This window comes from Bacillus sp. ISL-18 (genome assembly GCF_018613415.1).
GTDB lineage: Bacteria > Bacillota > Bacilli > Bacillales > Cytobacillaceae > Neobacillus.
Genome location: NZ_JAGGQG010000002.1, coordinates 663224 through 680192, shown reverse-complemented (window position 1 = coordinate 680192; position 16969 = coordinate 663224). Strand labels below are relative to the sequence as shown.

18 protein-coding genes and 1 other annotated feature are annotated in these 16969 nt (G+C 39.4%); all 18 genes read right to left on the bottom strand.

Annotation, left to right across the window (positions count from 1 at the left end; genetic code table 11):
• Nucleotides 1-114: 114 nt before the first annotated feature.
• Complete coding sequence (locus J7E81_RS03430; RefSeq protein WP_215040726.1) at nt 115-1422, bottom strand: solute carrier family 23 protein; 1308 nt, start codon at nt 1420-1422, stop codon at nt 115-117.
• A 170-nt stretch (nt 1423-1592) separates the two neighbouring features.
• Entirely contained in the window at nt 1593-2135 is a 543-nt protein-coding gene (gene pyrR / locus J7E81_RS03425; protein WP_215040725.1) for a bifunctional pyr operon transcriptional regulator/uracil phosphoribosyltransferase PyrR, read from the bottom strand.
• A gap of 189 nt (nt 2136-2324) precedes the next feature.
• On the bottom strand, nt 2325-3230 hold the full coding sequence (locus tag J7E81_RS03420) for an RluA family pseudouridine synthase (protein WP_215040724.1): 906 nt from the start codon (nt 3228-3230) through the stop codon (nt 2325-2327).
• A complete protein-coding gene (lspA, locus tag J7E81_RS03415; RefSeq protein ID WP_215040723.1) occupies nt 3202-3693 on the bottom strand; it encodes a signal peptidase II in 492 nt (163 codons plus the stop codon). Before lspA ends, J7E81_RS03420 begins: the two co-directional genes overlap by 29 nt.
• A gap of 99 nt (nt 3694-3792) precedes the next feature.
• Entirely contained in the window at nt 3793-4086 is a 294-nt protein-coding gene (locus J7E81_RS03410) for a hypothetical protein (RefSeq protein WP_215040722.1), read from the bottom strand.
• 187 nt (nt 4087-4273) lie between these two features.
• A complete protein-coding gene (ileS, locus tag J7E81_RS03405) occupies nt 4274-7045 on the bottom strand; it encodes an isoleucine--tRNA ligase (protein ID WP_215040721.1) in 2772 nt (923 codons plus the stop codon).
• A gap of 73 nt (nt 7046-7118) precedes the next feature.
• Nucleotides 7119-7355: a binding site (T-box leader), on the bottom strand.
• A gap of 50 nt (nt 7356-7405) precedes the next feature.
• On the bottom strand, nt 7406-7921 hold the full coding sequence (locus tag J7E81_RS03400) for a DivIVA domain-containing protein (RefSeq protein WP_101647372.1): 516 nt from the start codon (nt 7919-7921) through the stop codon (nt 7406-7408).
• Nucleotides 7922-8006: 85 nt separating this feature from the next.
• Complete coding sequence (locus tag J7E81_RS03395) at nt 8007-8780, bottom strand: YlmH family RNA-binding protein (protein WP_215040720.1); 774 nt, start codon at nt 8778-8780, stop codon at nt 8007-8009.
• Nucleotides 8781-8808: 28 nt separating this feature from the next.
• Nucleotides 8809-9072: a YggT family protein gene (locus tag J7E81_RS03390; RefSeq protein ID WP_215040719.1), complete on the bottom strand. Its 264-nt coding sequence runs from the start codon at nt 9070-9072 to the stop codon at nt 8809-8811.
• 5 nt (nt 9073-9077) lie between these two features.
• Nucleotides 9078-9557, bottom strand: a complete 480-nt coding sequence (locus tag J7E81_RS03385) for a cell division protein SepF (protein WP_215040718.1) — start codon at nt 9555-9557, stop codon at nt 9078-9080.
• Between the two features lie 12 nt (nt 9558-9569).
• Nucleotides 9570-10247, bottom strand: coding sequence for a YggS family pyridoxal phosphate-dependent enzyme (locus tag J7E81_RS03380; protein WP_215040717.1), 678 nt, complete (start codon nt 10245-10247; stop codon nt 9570-9572).
• Nucleotides 10248-10256: 9 nt separating this feature from the next.
• On the bottom strand, nt 10257-11072 hold the full coding sequence (gene pgeF / locus J7E81_RS03375; protein ID WP_215040716.1) for a peptidoglycan editing factor PgeF: 816 nt from the start codon (nt 11070-11072) through the stop codon (nt 10257-10259).
• A gap of 69 nt (nt 11073-11141) precedes the next feature.
• The gene (locus J7E81_RS03370) at nt 11142-11411 is read right to left on the bottom strand and encodes a YlmC/YmxH family sporulation protein (RefSeq protein WP_215040715.1); all 270 of its coding nucleotides are present in this window, start codon (nt 11409-11411) and stop codon (nt 11142-11144) included.
• 89 nt (nt 11412-11500) lie between these two features.
• A complete protein-coding gene (gene sigG, locus J7E81_RS03365) occupies nt 11501-12280 on the bottom strand; it encodes an RNA polymerase sporulation sigma factor SigG (RefSeq protein WP_215040714.1) in 780 nt (259 codons plus the stop codon).
• 215 nt (nt 12281-12495) lie between these two features.
• Entirely contained in the window at nt 12496-13215 is a 720-nt protein-coding gene (gene sigE, locus J7E81_RS03360) for an RNA polymerase sporulation sigma factor SigE (protein ID WP_215040713.1), read from the bottom strand.
• A 45-nt stretch (nt 13216-13260) separates the two neighbouring features.
• The gene (gene spoIIGA / locus J7E81_RS03355) at nt 13261-14202 is read right to left on the bottom strand and encodes a sigma-E processing peptidase SpoIIGA (RefSeq protein WP_215040712.1); all 942 of its coding nucleotides are present in this window, start codon (nt 14200-14202) and stop codon (nt 13261-13263) included.
• Nucleotides 14203-14416: 214 nt separating this feature from the next.
• On the bottom strand, nt 14417-15553 hold the full coding sequence (gene ftsZ, locus J7E81_RS03350; protein ID WP_215040711.1) for a cell division protein FtsZ: 1137 nt from the start codon (nt 15551-15553) through the stop codon (nt 14417-14419).
• A 34-nt stretch (nt 15554-15587) separates the two neighbouring features.
• Nucleotides 15588-16892 carry a cell division protein FtsA gene (gene ftsA, locus J7E81_RS03345; RefSeq protein WP_215040710.1) on the bottom strand — a complete coding sequence of 435 codons (1305 nt, stop codon included), beginning with the start codon at nt 16890-16892 and terminating at the stop codon, nt 15588-15590.
• Nucleotides 16893-16969: the final 77 nt, after the last annotated feature.

Here is a 16969-nt window from a genome sequence, read left to right as displayed (position 1 = left end):
GGTGTAAACGACCGTACTTTCACAAAGATACGAAAATCCTAACCGTCTCTTTGTTCAAGCTTTACACCCTTAGAAGCCTCACTGGACTTCATTTAAAAGGTTCTGTTCTAACAACTATGCAGTTTTACTATTTTCTTCTTCTTCTGTACCAAACATATTCTCATCGGCCTCTTGTCTTCCTGGCAGAATTAAGTTTAACAGTACTCCGATAATGGCTGCTAATGCCATTCCTTGGATTTGAATATTATAAGGAAGTTTTACAATCGCTCCGCCGATCCCTAGAACCAGGATTACGGATGAGATCACTAGGTTTCGTTTGTCACCGAAATCAACTTTACTATCCACAAGCATTCTTAGCCCAGATGAAGCAATAATTCCGAATAGCAGGATGGATACACCACCCATGACTGGTGTCGGAATCGTTTGGATTAATGCTGTTACCTTTCCGATAAATCCGAAGATAATCGCGAATACTGCTGCACCTGCAATGACGTAGACACTGTATACGCGAGTAATGGCTAAGACCCCGATGTTTTCACCGTAAGTGGTTTTTGGAGGTCCGCCAATTAAAGATGAAATGATAGTTGCTGTTCCATCACCTAGAATCGATCGATGTAACCCCGGATTTTTAATGTAATCACGTCCTACAACCTTACTAAGAACTAGCTGATGACCGATATGCTCTGACAATGTAACAACCGCAATTGGGATAATTAGTGTGACTATGTCCCAAGTAAATTTGACTTTATAGCTTACAAATGGAATGACGAATTCTGGCATCTCAAACCAATGTGCTTTTACAACCGGTGTGAAGTCAACAACTCCTACCACTAGTGCATAAATATAACCTACAATAATACCTGCCAAAATTGGGATAATACTTAACATTTTCTTTGCGTAAATGGAGAAAATAATTGTAGCAGCCAAAGTAACAAGACCAACAGAGAAATGTAGCATGCTGTATTTTCCAGCAGGGTTATTCATTGCCATTCCCACAGCAGTGGATGATAATGCTAAGCCGATAACAATAATAACAGGACCGACCACAATTGGAGGTAATAAATTCATTACCCAACGGTGCCCTGACTTACTAATAACTAAGGCAACAATACCATAAAGAATTCCTGCTATAAATGTTCCAACCATGGCGGCACCTGGTCCGCCTGTTTCATTTAGTAATTTAATTGGTATGATGTAGGCAAATGATGAGCCTAGATACGCTGGAACTTTACCTTTTGTAATTAACAAAAATGCAAGCGTTCCAAGTCCACTTGAAATTAACGCAAGGGCTGGACTTAAGCCAACCAGGTATGGTACAAGAATCGTTGACCCAAACATAGAGAATAAATGCTGTAAGCTTAAAGTGAGCCATTGTGATGATTTTGGGATATCCGAAACATCTAAGACCGGTGTATTTTTCATTTTCTGTTTACTCCTAATTTTATTTAGTTAATCTATATTGTCTGCTTTATGACTATAAAAAAACCCTCTTGTGTACATGAGGGTACAAAGAGGGTATAGAAATGCCAATAGTTTCATGGCTTTTCCCCTTTGTCAGCCTCACTGGACTGCCTTTTAAAAGGGCGTGCTATTTATTTGTCAAAAATACCTACTTGATCAATTTTATCTACTTCCACTAGTTCAACGACAATTTTTTCGTCACTGGATGTCGGTACATTTTTACCTACATAATCAGCTCTTACAGGAAGTTCACGATGCCCTCGGTCTACAAGGACTGCCAGCTGAATTGCTGCCGGCCGGCCAAAATCCATCAGCGCATCAAGTCCTGCTCTGACCGTTCTGCCTGTATATAATACATCATCAACCAGAATAACAATCTTATCACTGATATCAACTGGGATATCTGAACCCTTTACAAGCGGCTCTTGATTGTCTGTTTTTTTGGTTAAATCATCCCGATAAAGGGTTATATCAATTTCACCGACTGGGATTGGATTTCCTTCAATTTCCTCTATTCTTGAGGCTAGGCGTTTTGCCAAATAGATTCCCCTTGTACGAATACCTACAAGCACACATTCCTCAATCCCTTTATTTTTTTCGATAATTTGATGAGCAATCCTCGTAAGTGCCCGATTAATGGCTTGTTCATCAAGGACCAGAGCTTTTTGGTTCATTTTACACCTACTTTATTATCTTAAAATAAAAAACCTCTCACCGTTTTTGGCGAGAGGTAGATAAGTTAATTTTAGTTAAAGGCATAGCGGGCCTATAACTTAACCGTCTCCTTCTCAGCCTCACGGGACTGATTTAAAGGCTTATTAAACTATACTCATAGTACCTTATATTTGGGCTAGCGTCAATTATTATTTACGAAGTTGTTCAAGAAGTCGTTCAAAATCTTCTGGCAGGGGAGCCTCAAATTCTAAATATTCTTTTGTTCTTGGATGGGTGAATCCAAGTATACCGGCGTGTAAGGCTTGACCGTCAATATCTAACGTTTTTCTCGGACCATACTTTGGATCACCAGCAAGCGGATAGCCAATATATTTCATATGGACACGAATTTGATGCGTTCTGCCTGTCTCTAATTGACATTCCACAAAGGTAAAATCCTTAAATCGTTCGATCACATGAAAATGAGTGACTGCATGTTTGCCGTTATCAACAACCGCCATACTTTGTCTATCCTTTGTATCCCTCGCTAAGGGCGCATCAATGGTACCAAAATCATGAGGAATGACTCCGTGAACAATCGCTTTATATTTACGTGTAACTGTCTTTTCCACCAATTGATTGACAAGGCTCTCATGTGCCATATCATTTTTCGCAACCATTAATAGTCCAGATGTATCTTTATCAATACGATGAACAATCCCCGGGCGCAGCACTCCATTAATCCCGGATAGATCCTTACAGTGTGCCATTAGTCCATTTACAAGTGTTCCAGACATGTGCCCCGGGGCCGGATGAACTACCATTCCCCGCGGCTTATTAACCACTAATACATCTTTATCTTCATAATAAAAATCTAAATCCATCTCCTCTGGAATGACATCCAGTTCTTCAGGATCTGGGATATTAATTTCGATTTCATCATTTAAGCTGCATTTATAATTCGTTTTAACAGGTTGTCCATTAACCAAGACATTCCCATTTTTAATCCATTGCTGAACCTGTGTTCGTGACCATTCTTCGTCTAAACCTGAGATGACCTTATCAATTCGGTCGCCTTTTTGATCTTCAAGAATGGTGTGTTCCATTTTCTCCATATGATTTCTCCTTTGATCCCCGCTCATCTAGCAGCATTTGAATCATTAACAAAATGACACCAATAACTAATGCTGAATCAGCAATATTAAAGACTGGAAAATTATAGTTGAAAATATACGCATGGATAAAGTCAACTACTTCTTTTCTCAAGACACGATCAATAAAATTACCAATCGCACCTCCAAGCATTAAGGCTAAAGAAACTCCTAATAGCATCTTTCCTCGTGCAGCTTTGTGCAGATAGAACATAATGGCTACAATAACCACAATAGTAATAACATAAAAAAGCCACATTTGGCCTTGGAGAATTCCCCACGCAGCTCCACGATTGCGATGAGAGGTGATATACAAAACATTATTAATGATTGTAATACTTTCCCCTAAAAACATGTTGTTTACGATTAGCCATTTTGTAAATTGGTCTAATAAAATTACAAAAATTGCGATTAAGTAATAAAACACTTAAAAATACCTCCACATTAAGCTGACTAGAGTCAGCAATAAGCTTTTCTAATCTCCTTTGCATTTTAGCATACTTAATCGCATAACGACAATGTAACATTATAAAAAAGCAGTTGAAAGGGGCTTTTTGTAATAGTGTTCTAATTCCTTTGAGTCCTTAACCGACCTGATGGTAGGAAGCATGTTAAGTAAATCATCAGGGATCAATTCACCAGAAATTTCACATTGGCCAAATTTCCCATCCTCGACCTTTTGAATAGCGGTATTAATGTCTTTAAGCTCTGCCATTAAAATAGAGGTGAGCCACTGTTGCTTTTGTTTCTTAAGAGAGTTCTCAATTTCTTCCTTCGTTTGACGGAGTTCTAAAAACAGCTTTTCCTGCATGGCATTCATAGTTGTTACCTCCGTTATTTGTCATTTGTACTATTATCTCCGCAGAATCATTCCTGACACGGTAAAACAATTGACAACGACTACAACTATTAGCGAAAAAGGTAAATTTTAAAAATACTGATTTTCTCGAATAGGGTATAACAATATAGAAAAAGCCCCTTGCCTGTGGTTGGCAAGAGGCTAAACATTATGCTAGATGTGAATAATTTTCTTTAACCACATTGGCACATCGCGGGCAAAGGGTACTATGCTCTGGATCTTGACCCACCTCTGGTGTAACAATCCAGCAGCGTTCACATGTTTCACCATCAGCTTTTGTCACTACAATCGCCGCTGTTTCTAATTTCACAGCATCTTCAGGTGCCTGATCATACGATCCAGCCACTTCAAAACCGGAGACAATAAACAACTGCTTTAAATCTTCACTAATAGAATCCAACAGTGCTTTTGATTTTTCATTTACATATAATGTTACCTTAGCCGTTAAAGACTTACCGATTACTTTCTGATTACGGGCTTCTTCAAGGGCTTTTAACACATCGTCCCGAAGCGACATGAAAGCGGACCATTTTTCCTCGAGAGCTTCTGCCCCTGCTAACTCTTGGTATTCCGGCAGGTCTGTTAATTGGACACTTTCCTCTTTTACTGCCGGAATAAACTGCCAAACCTCATCAGCTGTATGCGAAAGAATTGGAGAAACCAATTTAGTTAACGCTAGCAGCGATTCATATAACACCGTTTGAATAGCACGGCGCTCGTGATTATCGGTAGCCTCAATATAAAGAACATCCTTAGCAAAATCAAGATAGAATGCACTTAAATCTAACGTACAGAAATTATTGACAGCATGATAAATGCCCGCAAACTCATAGTTCTCATAAGCATTTCGTACATAATTGATTAATTTATTCAGTTTTACAAGCATAAACTGATCTACTTCACGTAAGTTTGCGTATTCTACTTTGTTTACAGTCGGATCAAAGTCTGCTAAGTTTCCTAACAAGAAACGGAAAGTATTCCGGATTTTCCGGTAAACCTCTGCCACTTGTTTTAGGATGGCATCCGATACACGAACATCTGACTGGTAGTCAACCGATGCTACCCAAAGGCGTAAAATATCGGCACCTAATTGATTCATAACCTTTGCTGGAACGACGACATTTCCAATTGATTTACTCATCTTTCTTCCTTCTCCGTCAAGCGCAAAGCCGTGGCTAAGTACACCTTTGTATGGAGCCTTACCCGTAACAGCAACAGCCGTTGATAATGATGAGTTAAACCAGCCGCGATATTGGTCTGAACCTTCAAGATAAAGGTCTGCTGGTCTTACTAAATCTTCCCTCTCAAGCAGTACGGCCTGATGAGATGAACCAGAATCAAACCAAACATCCATGATATCCGTTTCTTTAGTGAATGTTCCATTCGGACTTCCTGGATGTGTAAATCCCTCAGGAAGTAAATCTTTTGCTTCCCGTTCGAACCAAACATTGGAACCATTCTCACGGAATAGGTTAGAAATATGTTCAATTGTTTCATCCGTAATAATTTCCTCGCCATTCTCCGCATAGAATACTGGAATAGGAACACCCCAAACACGTTGACGAGAGATACACCAATCACCGCGGTCGCGAACCATATTAAATAATCTTGTTTCTCCCCAGGCAGGAACCCATTTGGTTTCTTTTACTGCTTCTAGCAGTTCATCCCGGAAATCTTTAATGGATGCGAACCATTGGGCTGTCGCACGGAAAATAACCGGCTTCTTGGTTCTCCAGTCATGCGGATAAGAGTGCGTGATAAATGATAGCTTTAATAATGCTCCTGCCTCTTCTAAGGCTTGGGCAATTGGCTTATTAGCTGTATCGTAAAATAAACCTTCAAACCCTTCGGCCTCACTTGTCATCACGCCCTTATCATCTACTGGACATAACACATCTAGACCATATTTCTGTCCAACATAGAAGTCATCTTCACCATGACCTGGAGCAGTATGAACACATCCAGTACCGGCATCCGTAGTAACGTGTTCCCCTAACATCACTAGAGAATCACGACCGTATAAGGGATGAGCAGCGATGATATATTCTAGTTCTGAACCTTTGAGCTTTTGAACGACTTCTGTTTCTTCCCAACCTACCTCTTTTGTAACAGCCTCTAACAATGCCTCTGCGACTAGGTATTTCCCACCGTTTACGGCAACCACCACATAGTTTAAATCAGGATGTACAGAAATACCAAGGTTAGCCGGAATCGTCCAAGGTGTTGTTGTCCAGATAACAATTTGTGTATCAGTATCTAGAACACCCTTGCCGTCTTTCACTTTAAAACCAACATAGATAGACGCAGATTTTTTATCTTGGTATTCAATTTCAGCTTCAGCCAAAGCTGATTCACTTGATGGAGACCAATAAACAGGCTTTTTACCTTTATAAATGTAGCCTTTTTTTGCCATCTCGCCAAACACTTTAATTTGCTGTGCCTCATATTCAGGTTTGAGGGTAATGTATGGATTCTCCCAATCCCCCCGAACACCAAGACGCTTAAATTGAGTCCGCTGATTATCAATTTGTTCAAGGGCATACTTTGTACAAAGTTCCCGGAATTCAGCAATCGTCATTTCTTTCCGTTTAACACCTTTATTGGTTAAAGCCTGTTCAATCGGTAAACCATGTGTATCCCAGCCAGGTACATACGGAGCATGAAAGCCGCTCATTGATTTGTAACGGACAATCATGTCTTTTAAGATCTTATTTAAAGCATGCCCCATATGGATATCTCCATTTGCGTATGGAGGCCCATCATGTAGAACAAATATTGGACGTCCCTTCGTCCGATCTTGTACCTTTTGATAAATGTTCATTTCTTCCCATTTAGCCTGTAAGTCAGGTTCTCTTTGGGGAAGGTTGCCACGCATCGGAAATTCCGTTTTTGGCATTAAAAGCGTGTCTTTATATTCCATTTTCCTTTTCCTCCTAAATCCTTGTTCATAATCAGAATCGGGAATAGACAAATAAAAAAACCTTCTCATCCCAAATAGGGACGAGAAGGTTTTTTCCCGCGGTACCACCCTGATAGATAATACCCATTCGTACTATCCTCTTTACCATTCGTAACGTGAATAACACGCCTAAGCCTACTATCCCGATTGGGGTTTCAACTTGGAACTCGAGGGTGATCTTCCAATTTTTCAACTTTATCGGGCTTTCACCACCCCCGACTCGCTAGAAAAGTCTCGAGAAAAATTGTACTATCCCTTTCATCGTCAATTTCCATTCTATTTACTATGTCTAAAAATTATATGCTAATAAAATGCATTTCGTCAAGCTAATGAATCTTCTTCTTCATGAATCTTTAATTCTGTAGCATCGACTTCATACTCTAATAAATGATCCCAATCATCTGTATTCAGCATATCGAGCTGTGCTTCAATCAACATTTTAAAACGAGTCCGGAATACTTTTGATTGTTTCTTTAAATCTTCAATTTCTAGAGCAATTTTTCTTGCTTTAGAAAGAGATTCATTCACAATCCGATCGGCATTTTTCTCGGCTTCTTTGATGATCAGTTTCGCTTCCTTCTGGGCATTGCGTTTTACTTCTTCCCCAGCCTCTTGGGCAATAATGATTGATTTATTGAGTGTTTCTTCAATATTTACAAAATGGCCTAGACGCTCATTCATCTCATTGAGGCGTTCTTCCAATTCTCTTTTTTCTCTAAGAACAAGTTCATAATCCTTGATTACCTGGTCAAGAAATTCATTTACTTCATCTTCATCATACCCGCGAAATCCTTTATTAAACTCTTTATTATGAATATCTAACGGCGTTAACGGCATTAAAGCCACCTCCATGCATTCTGTACTTCCATATGTATAAGCAAATATTCGACAAGTTTTTCCGGAAATCCTGCTGCATTTACGATTATTTTTGTTTCCCTACAGTAATTCGCCATTTTTCTTTTTTTGTTTTGCCATCCAAACCGATAATTTTAGCTCGTCCGTGTCCTCTTACTGAGAGCATATCACCTGCTTCACATGGAAAAGAAGGATTCTCGATCGAAGTCCAGTTCACTTTGACTAGTCCATGCTGAATTAAGGCAAGGGATTTTTGCCTGGATAGATGATAAATTCCAGATATAACCGTATCGAGTCGTAAGGATGACAATGTTAACTCATTCTCATCCCAAACTGCAGCAGCAGTAACGGCATTTTCGATACCTGTTTCAACTAATTTTACTCCTGCCCTGCCTATTGATTCGACATTGTTCTTTATATATTGACTTATCTCTTTAGCAGCAAAAAATTGAACTCGCCCCTCACTTATAAGAATGTCACCAAATTTTCCGCGTTTGAGACCTACAGACATGAGCGTCCCTAGTACCTGCCGGTGTTCAATCGCAACAAATTTTCGCGGGTATTGAATCTCAAATAAACTAATTTGAAAATCATCTTCATTCGGAATTAAATAATCCGGATAAATGAGGGCCCTGTTTCTTTCTAAACCAGATATCCCGCCAAAAAACTTATATTTTACCTCGCCATGCTCACCGAGGAGCATTTTGAGAATATGCTGCTCTCTAGGGTCGAGGAAATCGGTTAGTTTAGGGGCGTATTGCTGCTCCACATTGCTTTTCCATTGTAAGACCTGATCAATAAATTCCCGTTCCTCTGGACGGAAATGCTGATAAATATTCATCCCTTTTAACACAACCTATTTTTCATTGTTATACAAGCCACCTGTAGACACTGCCTAAACCGGTGGTGGCAAAATTCAAAACAAGGAACGCCACAATCGGAGAAATATCCATCATTCCAATTGGGGGAATGATTTTTCTAAATGGCTCTAAATAAGGTTCACAAATTCTCGTCAAAAATCTTCCAATCAACGTTTCTCTTGCATTTGGAAACCAAGACATTAATATATATATAATTAACGCCCATGAATAAATATTGATTAATTTTATTAATAAGGTAAAGATAAAAGCCATTCACATTACCACCTTGTATTAGGGTTATGGTGTTCAGGAAGGAAATCAGTAATATTCCCAGTGACTTCTACATTATCGGGAGTACATAAAAAAATACTTGAGCCAATTTTTTGAATGTCTCCCCCTATCGCGTAAACGACTCCACTTAAGAAATCAACGATCTGGCGGCCTTCGGTCTGGTCAATACTTTGCAGGTTCACAACCACAGCGCGACGATTTTTTAAATGATCGGCAATTTCTGTTGATTCTGAATACGTTATTGGCTCCAGTATGATCACTTTTGAGGATTTTGCTGCATTAGTTGCATTTGTCGCATTAGTTGTACCGGCAGGCTTTGGGATACTTTGAAAACTAACAACGTTTTGACTTTTAACAGGCTGTTGTTTTTGTTTAACTGGAGCGGTCTTCTCTACAAATTCATCATTGTTATTATCATATTCGTCATCTAAAAAGAAAAATGTTTTTAGTTTTGATTTAATCGTCATTTTCTTCTCTCCTTAACCGTCTTCACCGACAAGTGCCGTGCCAATTCTAATCATGGTTGCCCCTTCTTCAATGGCGATCGCAAAATCATTGGACATTCCCATTGAAAGATTTGAACATGGTGCAAACTCTAACTGCAGGCTCTGAACTTGCCCGCGAAGCTCTCTTAACTTCCGAAAACAATCCCGAAGAATTTGTTCATCATCTGTTAATGGAGCCATTGTCATGAGTCCATCCACCACAATGTGTTCAAAGCTTGAAAGTGCTTTGATAAAAGGAATAGCTTCTTCTAAAGAAAGGCCATGTTTCGATTCTTCACCAGAAACATTGACTTGAACAAGGCATTTCATTTGATGGTTTGCACGCTTATTTATTTCTTCTGCAAGTGATAAGCGGTCCAATGAATGAATATAGTCAACTTTATCAATAATATTTTTAACTTTGCGTGTTTGCAATGATCCAATATAATGCCATGTAGGCTTGTCCTGTAATACTTCCCACTTTTCTAAAAGACTGTCATCACGGTTTTCACCAAGATGATGAATACCTGCCCCCAGTGCTTCTTCGGCTCGTTCAATGCTGACGTATTTAGTCACTGCAATTAAAGTTACCTCTTCACTGCTTCGATTTACTTTATGGCAGGCCTCATTTATTTGCAGGTTAATGCGCTTTAGGTTTTCAGCTACTTTCATCGTGAATAATTACTCCTTCCAGCCAATATAACTCATCATTCTTCCTGTTCTGCCTTTATCACGGCGATGAGAGAAAAATTCCTCTTGATCGCAGCTAGAACATAAGCCTGTTTGAAGAATATTTTGTTCCGGAACACCGGATCCAAGAAGAATCTGTTTATTTAGTTCCTGTAGATTCAGGGAATATTGCCCTTCACTAATTAAATTATAGGTGAATGCCGCGCCTTCTACTAGTGATTTTTCTACAAAGTTTATAACATGTTGATCCACCATATAACATTTTTCGCAAATGGAAGGTCCAATTGCGACATAAATTTCCTCTGGCCTAATTCCCTCTTGGCCCCATGTGTCTATCATTTTTTTGGCGATTTGACCAACGCTCCCTTTCCAGCCAGCGTGAGCAATGCCAATCATCCTTCTCTCTGGGGCCATAAAAAAAAGAGGGACACAGTCAGCGAAACAAAGTGTTAACAGGATTCCCTCTTCATCTGTATAAAATCCATCAGTACCTTTAAAGGCATTTTCGTATGAATCGGATCCAATTCCACGATCTGTTTTTGTTATTTTCTTGAGGATCGTATCGTGTGTTTGTTCAGCACCAATCCAGCTGCTTAACGGGAACTCCAGCAATTCAGCGACTTTTTCTCTATTTGAGCAAACAACGGTTAGGTCATCACCAACATGAAATCCAAGGTTTAAGGTCTTAAAGTCTCCCTTGCTCGTCCCGCCATTTTTGGTTGTGAAGCCGGCCGTCAACTTCGGGAAACGTCTCATCCAACTATCAATGGATAAATAGGATTGATTATTTTTAACAAAGGGTTCCATCCAATTACCTCTTTTGTTTTTCTATAGTTTACCATGAAAAGAAACTTTGGTCACCGCAAATGAAAGATATTAAACTTCTGTCTGCTCCCCTATCAATTCAGTGCTGCCTTTATATCTAACCAAAATGACGTCATGACCTATTTTAAGGATATTTTTCCACGGTATGATGATATCTTCATCTTTACCAAAAAAACCAAGAACCCTGCCGCCTCCAGATATGATTACTGCCTCAATTTTCCCAGTTGTTAAATTAATCTCAATATCCCCAATATTTCCCAGCCTTTTACCATCCGATACATTTACAACATCTTTTATTTGGAATTCCGAAATTTTTACCACATTACCACTCCCGCTCCCATACTATTATCACTATATGTCAGCACGGGCTATTTTATCTATAAAAAATAAAGCTGTCCGGTTGGACAGCTTTAGCTTTGAATGTTTTTGTTCATTTGTCTAATCGCTGCTTTCTCAAGGCGTGAGACCTGGGCTTGAGAAATACCAATTTCATCAGCGACTTCCATTTGTGTTTTCCCTTGGAAGAATCGCTTTCTAAGGATTAGTTTTTCACGTTCGTTTAATCTTCGCATGCCCTCCTTAAGGGCGATTTCTTCAATCCAATTAATATCTTTATTTTTTTCATCACTTAGCTGGTCCATTACATAAATGGGGTCACCGCCATCATTATAGATGGGTTCAAATAAGGAGACCGGATCTTGGATTGCATCCAATGCAAAAACGATTTCCTCATGCGGTACTTCCAAGACCTTTGCAATTTCCTCTGCAGTTGGTTCACGTGAGGTTTCGCTCATCAATCGTTCCCTCACCTGTAGCGCCTTATAGGCAATATCTCGTAAGGAACGCGACACACGAATTGGATTATTATCACGCAAATACCTTCGAATTTCTCCTATGATCATTGGTACGGCATAAGTGGAAAACTTTACGTTTTGACCTAAATCGAAGTTATCAATTGATTTCATGAGTCCAATACAGCCAACCTGAAATAAATCATCAACAAACTCGCCACGATTGTTAAACCGCTGAATGACGCTAAGGACAAGACGTAAATTACCGTTGACAAGCTTTTCACGAGCACTTATATCGCCCTCTTGCATTTGCTTGAAGAGTATTCTCATTTCTTCGTTCTTTAAAACAGGAAGTTTTGATGTGTCTACACCGCAAATTTCAACTTTATTTCGAGTCAATCCTTTTCCCTCCTCACAGGAGCTGCTGTACAAAAAACAGTATCTCCCCGAGAAGGAAAAATATGCACCTGTCCTTACCAGCGGACAGGTGCATAAATGTCGAAAAATGCGATGATATCATGAATTGAATAGGTTTTTTGGGATGGAAAAATTTTTCTTTTAAAGATAAAACTTAGAGTAATTGCTAATAGTCTGTTCTCACGTCCTGTCCGTTTCTAAACCATTTTATTGAATTCTTTCCGCAGTCTTTTGATAATTCTTTTTTCTAGTCTGGATATATAGGATTGAGATATCCCGAGCATATCGGCCACATCCTTCTGGGTTTTTTCTTCTCCATTTGTCAGACCAAACCTTAACTCCATAATTTGCTTTTCTCGGTCAGTAAGCTGATGCAATGCTTTGGTCAGCAGCTTGCGATCGACACTTGCTTCTAAATCTTTTGTAATAATATCATCGTCTGTTCCTAAAACATCTGATAAGAGCAGCTCGTTACCATCCCAATCGATGTTCAACGGTTCATCAAACGATACTTCTGATCGTATTTTATTATTCCGCCTTAAGTACATAAGAATTTCATTTTCAATGCATCGCGATGCATATGTAGCTAGTTTTATTTTCTTTTCAGGATTAAACGTATTGACTGCTTTGATTAATCCAATTGTTCCAATACTAATCAGATCCTCAATATTGATGCCTGTATTCTCAAATTTTCTCGCAATGTACACAACGAGTCGTAGATTTCGTTCAATTAGGATTGATCTTGCAGCCTTATCACCACCAGGAAGCTTTTTCAACAAAACCTCTTCTTCATCCTTACTCAAAGGAGGTGGTAAAGCTTCGCTTCCGCCGATGTAATAAACTTCATCTGTTTTAAGACCTAGTTTTAGTAGCAATTTATACCAATAGTAAGTTAAGCGAAATCTCCATTTTTTCATGTATGTTCCTCCTTCTAAAAAATGTTCTGATTGAGTATAGTTATATTAACTTACCTTCACAGCCCCTCCTTGCCGCTTAGGTCCCGTCAGCATTTTGGGATGAACAATGCATTGGAAAGCATCATCAGCCGAGAGCTGCTGCAACGTAAACGAAACAAGACCCTTTTCACATACATATTGATCACCGTTATGTTCGATTAAAATGAGATCGGGTTTAATGGCAACAATCAGCTGGTGCTCTTGTCCAACGACTCGGCACGGAATGATTCTTAGCCTATTCTGCCAATCATTAGCCACATCCTGACTTCCTAATATGAACTGTTCTGGATCGGCCGCTGCCAGCCTGCTAATGGATTCTGGAACAGCTTCACTTTGATTTTGAAGAGAGACAATCATAACAGGGAGTTTAGACAACGGATCATACAGTTGATTTCCACTATCAACCAATCCCTTGAAATGCATCCTTTCGTCGGCAATATGGAGTTGAACACTGACAATTTGTTCAAATTGGATTTTTGTCATTTCCATACCTTCTACATTTTTTCTTGCGAAGTGCCAGGCCAGCGGAAAGCCAATCAGTACAAACAGCCAGCTGATCGGGTCACCAAATCCCTTCACACTGGAAGCCAGAACCTTTACGGACAGCTCTGAATCGGATTGAATGAAATAATGGGCACCCATCAAGCCTCCGCCAATCAAAAAAGTAGAAACATATAGCGTCATTAAGGCTTTAAAGAAAAAGGTTAACCGTTTAAATCCAAAAGTGCATAGTACCATTAACATCGAACAAATAAGTTTTGAGATCGGATGGCTGGTATAGGCATTTAGTGGTGTAAACGATAATAAAATGATCAATGAACCTATAAATCCACCGGCAAGTAATCTCCAGATTTGTATTCTTCTTTTAAGAAATATAGCCGTTAAGTACAGGAGAAGGCTATCGAATAACAAATTAAGAGACCAAATTACATCAAGATAAACTGTCAAGCCAGCTTCCTCCTTAATTCAGCTATTGGCTTATGTTTCTATTCTTCTGTTTACGAAAAAGTATAACGTACTTTACTAGCGGAAGTGTGTCACTTTCTGTAATCAAAAAATCAGAAATTTTCACAAAAGCCTACGGAATTTGTCATATTTATATAGTTGTAAATATGAAAAGGCGCAGTCCCTAGTGGAACTGCGCCTCTTTCATCTAAAAAAATTATCTTCTTCTATTGCGATTGCGTAAGAATGTTGGGATATCTAGTGCATCCTCTTGAGAAACATTGGTATTGTTGCGGACTGGTTCCTGCGGAGCTTCTTCACGTTTGTGTTCTCTCTTAACAGGGTTAACAGTCGTTTTCACTTGTCCAAAAGATGGTCGTGTAACTTTTGGCTGGGCCACTTCTTCATTAAAGCCCGTTGCAATAACCGTAACAATAATTTCGTCTTTTAAAGTTTCATTGATAACAGAACCGAAGATCATATTTACTTCTTGATCGGTTGCTGTGGCAACGATATCGGCCGCTTCTTGAACCTCATAAAGACTTAAGTTAGATCCACCGGTAATATTCATTAGGACACCTTGAGCACCATCGATAGATGTCTCTAGCAGAGGAGAATTGATTGCCTTTTTAGCCGCTTCCGTTGCACGATTTTCACCGGCAGCAACTCCGATACCCATTAAAGCGGAACCTTTATTAGACATAATCGTTTTTACGTCAGCGAAGTCTAAATTAATTAATCCTGGTGTAGCAATTAAATCGGAGATACCCTGAACACCTTGACGCAATACATTATCTGCTTCACGGAATGCTTCAAGCATAGGCGTACTTTTATCAACAATTTCAAGAAGACGATCATTTGGAATCACAATGAGTGTATCAACCGCTTCTTTCATTGACCCAATTCCACCTGATGCCTGGTTCGAACGCTTTTTACCCTCGAAGGTAAATGGCCGAGTGACAACACCTACAGTTAAGGCACCTAAATCACGGGCGATTTGTGCAATAACCGGCGCTGCTCCAGTACCGGTTCCTCCACCCATCCCAGCTGTAACAAAGACCATATCGGCACCTCTTAGCGCCTCTTCAATTTGTTCCTTGCTTTCTTCTGCAGCCTTTTTACCTACCTCTGGATTAGCACCTGCTCCAAGACCGCGGGTAAGTTTGGCACCAATTTGCATTTTAACTTCTGCTTTTGATAGATTTAAGGCTTGTGCATCTGTATTAACGGCGATAAATTCTACGCCTTGAACTCCATGCTCAATCATTCGGTTTACTGCGTTATTGCCTCCGCCGCCAACTCCGATTACTTTTATTGTTGCAAGAGAATCTAAATTTGTATCAAATTCTAACATGACAAATCCTCCTAATTCGTTGATTTACTTTTTCCTATTCGAAAAAGTAACCAAGGAATTTTTTTACTTTTGATGACATTTTTTCTTCAGGTTGTTTTTCTACCTTAGTTTTAGGTTGATGTTGTTTTGGTATTCTTTTTTCGATTGGCTCCGAAACCGACACCGCTGAGGTTGTTGATCCATTGGTTCCCCCAGGTAATCTAGCATTCTTGTAAGCATACTTAATTAAGCCAACCGCTGTTGTATATTGAGGTTCTCTTACACCTATATAGTCAGGTGAGGCAATACGGACTGGATTTTGGAACATATCTTGAGCAAGTTCCAACAAACCTTGCATTTTTGCTGATCCGCCTGTTAAGACAAAACCACCAGGTAAATCCATTACACCCATACGTTTCAATTCATTTGCGATTAGTTCAAAAATTTCTTCCATTCTAGCTTCAATAATTTCAGACACATAGAGTTGGTTAAATTGCTGATGCTGGTCACTGCCGATGATTGGTACGCTGAAGAATTCATCTTCCGAGGCATTATCATAGAAGGCATGTCCATATTTTATCTTAATATTTTCAGCATCCTCTGTTGAGGTATGCAAAACTTTAGAAAGATCATTTGTAAGCAGATCTCCGCCAACTGGAATCACACTGGTTGCTTTTAAGAATCCTTCTTCGAACACAGCAATCGTAGTGGACCCTCCGCCGATATCGATCATGGCAACACCCAGATTCTTCTCATCCCTTGATAAGGCAAAATCTCCTGCTGCCAAAGGCTGCAGGATAATATCTAAAATTTCTAAGCCTGCGCGTTCCACACAGCGTAAAGTGTTGATGATTATCGATTTAGAACCAGTTATCAGCGTTCCTTCCATTTCTAGACGAACACCAATCATCCCGCGAGGATCATTAATTTCATCCTTACCATCAAGAATAAATTGTTTTCGAATAACGCCAATATTTTCTCTTTCCGGTGGTATAGAACCGACGTGAGATGCCTCAATTACACGAATAACATCTTCGTTTGTTATTTCCCGGTTTTGGCTTGAAACAGCTACAATACCGTGACAGTTATGAAGCATGATGTCTCTGCCTGATATACCGACCACTACTTCGCGGATTTCCATTCCGATCATTCTTTCTGCCTGTTCAATTGCCCGCTTAATAGAATGAACGGTATCATCCATGTCAACAATCGACCCTTTACGCAAACCTTCTGATTTCACATTTCCAACACCAATTATGTTTAACGTGTCTTTTCCAGAGTCATTGACCATTTCACCAATGATTACTTTTACACTGGATGTACCGATGTCAAGACTAACATATATTTCATTGCTGTTCATTCTATGGCACCTCCTTTTAATCTCCTTGGGAAGAACAACAATTTCCTTTTTCGTCCTATACTAGTTTCATAGTCATA

Coding starts and splice junctions, on each gene's coding strand:
- J7E81_RS03395 (WP_215040720.1), bottom strand. CDS start 8,780: ATGAATATTTATCAGCATTTCCGTCCAGAGGAACGGGAATTTATTGAT.
- ftsA (WP_215040710.1), bottom strand. CDS start 16,892: ATGAACAGCAATGAAATATATGTTAGTCTTGACATCGGTACATCCAGT.
- ileS (WP_215040721.1), bottom strand. CDS start 7,045: ATGGAATATAAAGACACGCTTTTAATGCCAAAAACGGAATTTCCGATG.
- pyrR (WP_215040725.1), bottom strand. CDS start 2,135: ATGAACCAAAAAGCTCTGGTCCTTGATGAACAAGCCATTAATCGGGCA.
- J7E81_RS03385 (WP_215040718.1), bottom strand. CDS start 9,557: ATGACGATTAAATCAAAACTAAAAACATTTTTCTTTTTAGATGACGAA.
- J7E81_RS03380 (WP_215040717.1), bottom strand. CDS start 10,247: ATGAAAGTAGCTGAAAACCTAAAGCGCATTAACCTGCAAATAAATGAG.
- J7E81_RS03430 (WP_215040726.1), bottom strand. CDS start 1,422: ATGAAAAATACACCGGTCTTAGATGTTTCGGATATCCCAAAATCATCA.
- J7E81_RS03390 (WP_215040719.1), bottom strand. CDS start 9,072: ATGGCTTTTATCTTTACCTTATTAATAAAATTAATCAATATTTATTCA.
- J7E81_RS03410 (WP_215040722.1), bottom strand. CDS start 4,086: ATGAATGCCATGCAGGAAAAGCTGTTTTTAGAACTCCGTCAAACGAAG.
- sigE (WP_215040713.1), bottom strand. CDS start 13,215: ATGAAAAAATGGAGATTTCGCTTAACTTACTATTGGTATAAATTGCTA.
- J7E81_RS03400 (WP_101647372.1), bottom strand. CDS start 7,921: ATGCCGTTAACGCCGTTAGATATTCATAATAAAGAGTTTAATAAAGGA.
- pgeF (WP_215040716.1), bottom strand. CDS start 11,072: ATGGAACCCTTTGTTAAAAATAATCAATCCTATTTATCCATTGATAGT.
- J7E81_RS03420 (WP_215040724.1), bottom strand. CDS start 3,230: ATGGAGAAAATGGAACACACCATTCTTGAAGATCAAAAAGGCGACCGA.
- ftsZ (WP_215040711.1), bottom strand. CDS start 15,553: ATGTTAGAATTTGATACAAATTTAGATTCTCTTGCAACAATAAAAGTA.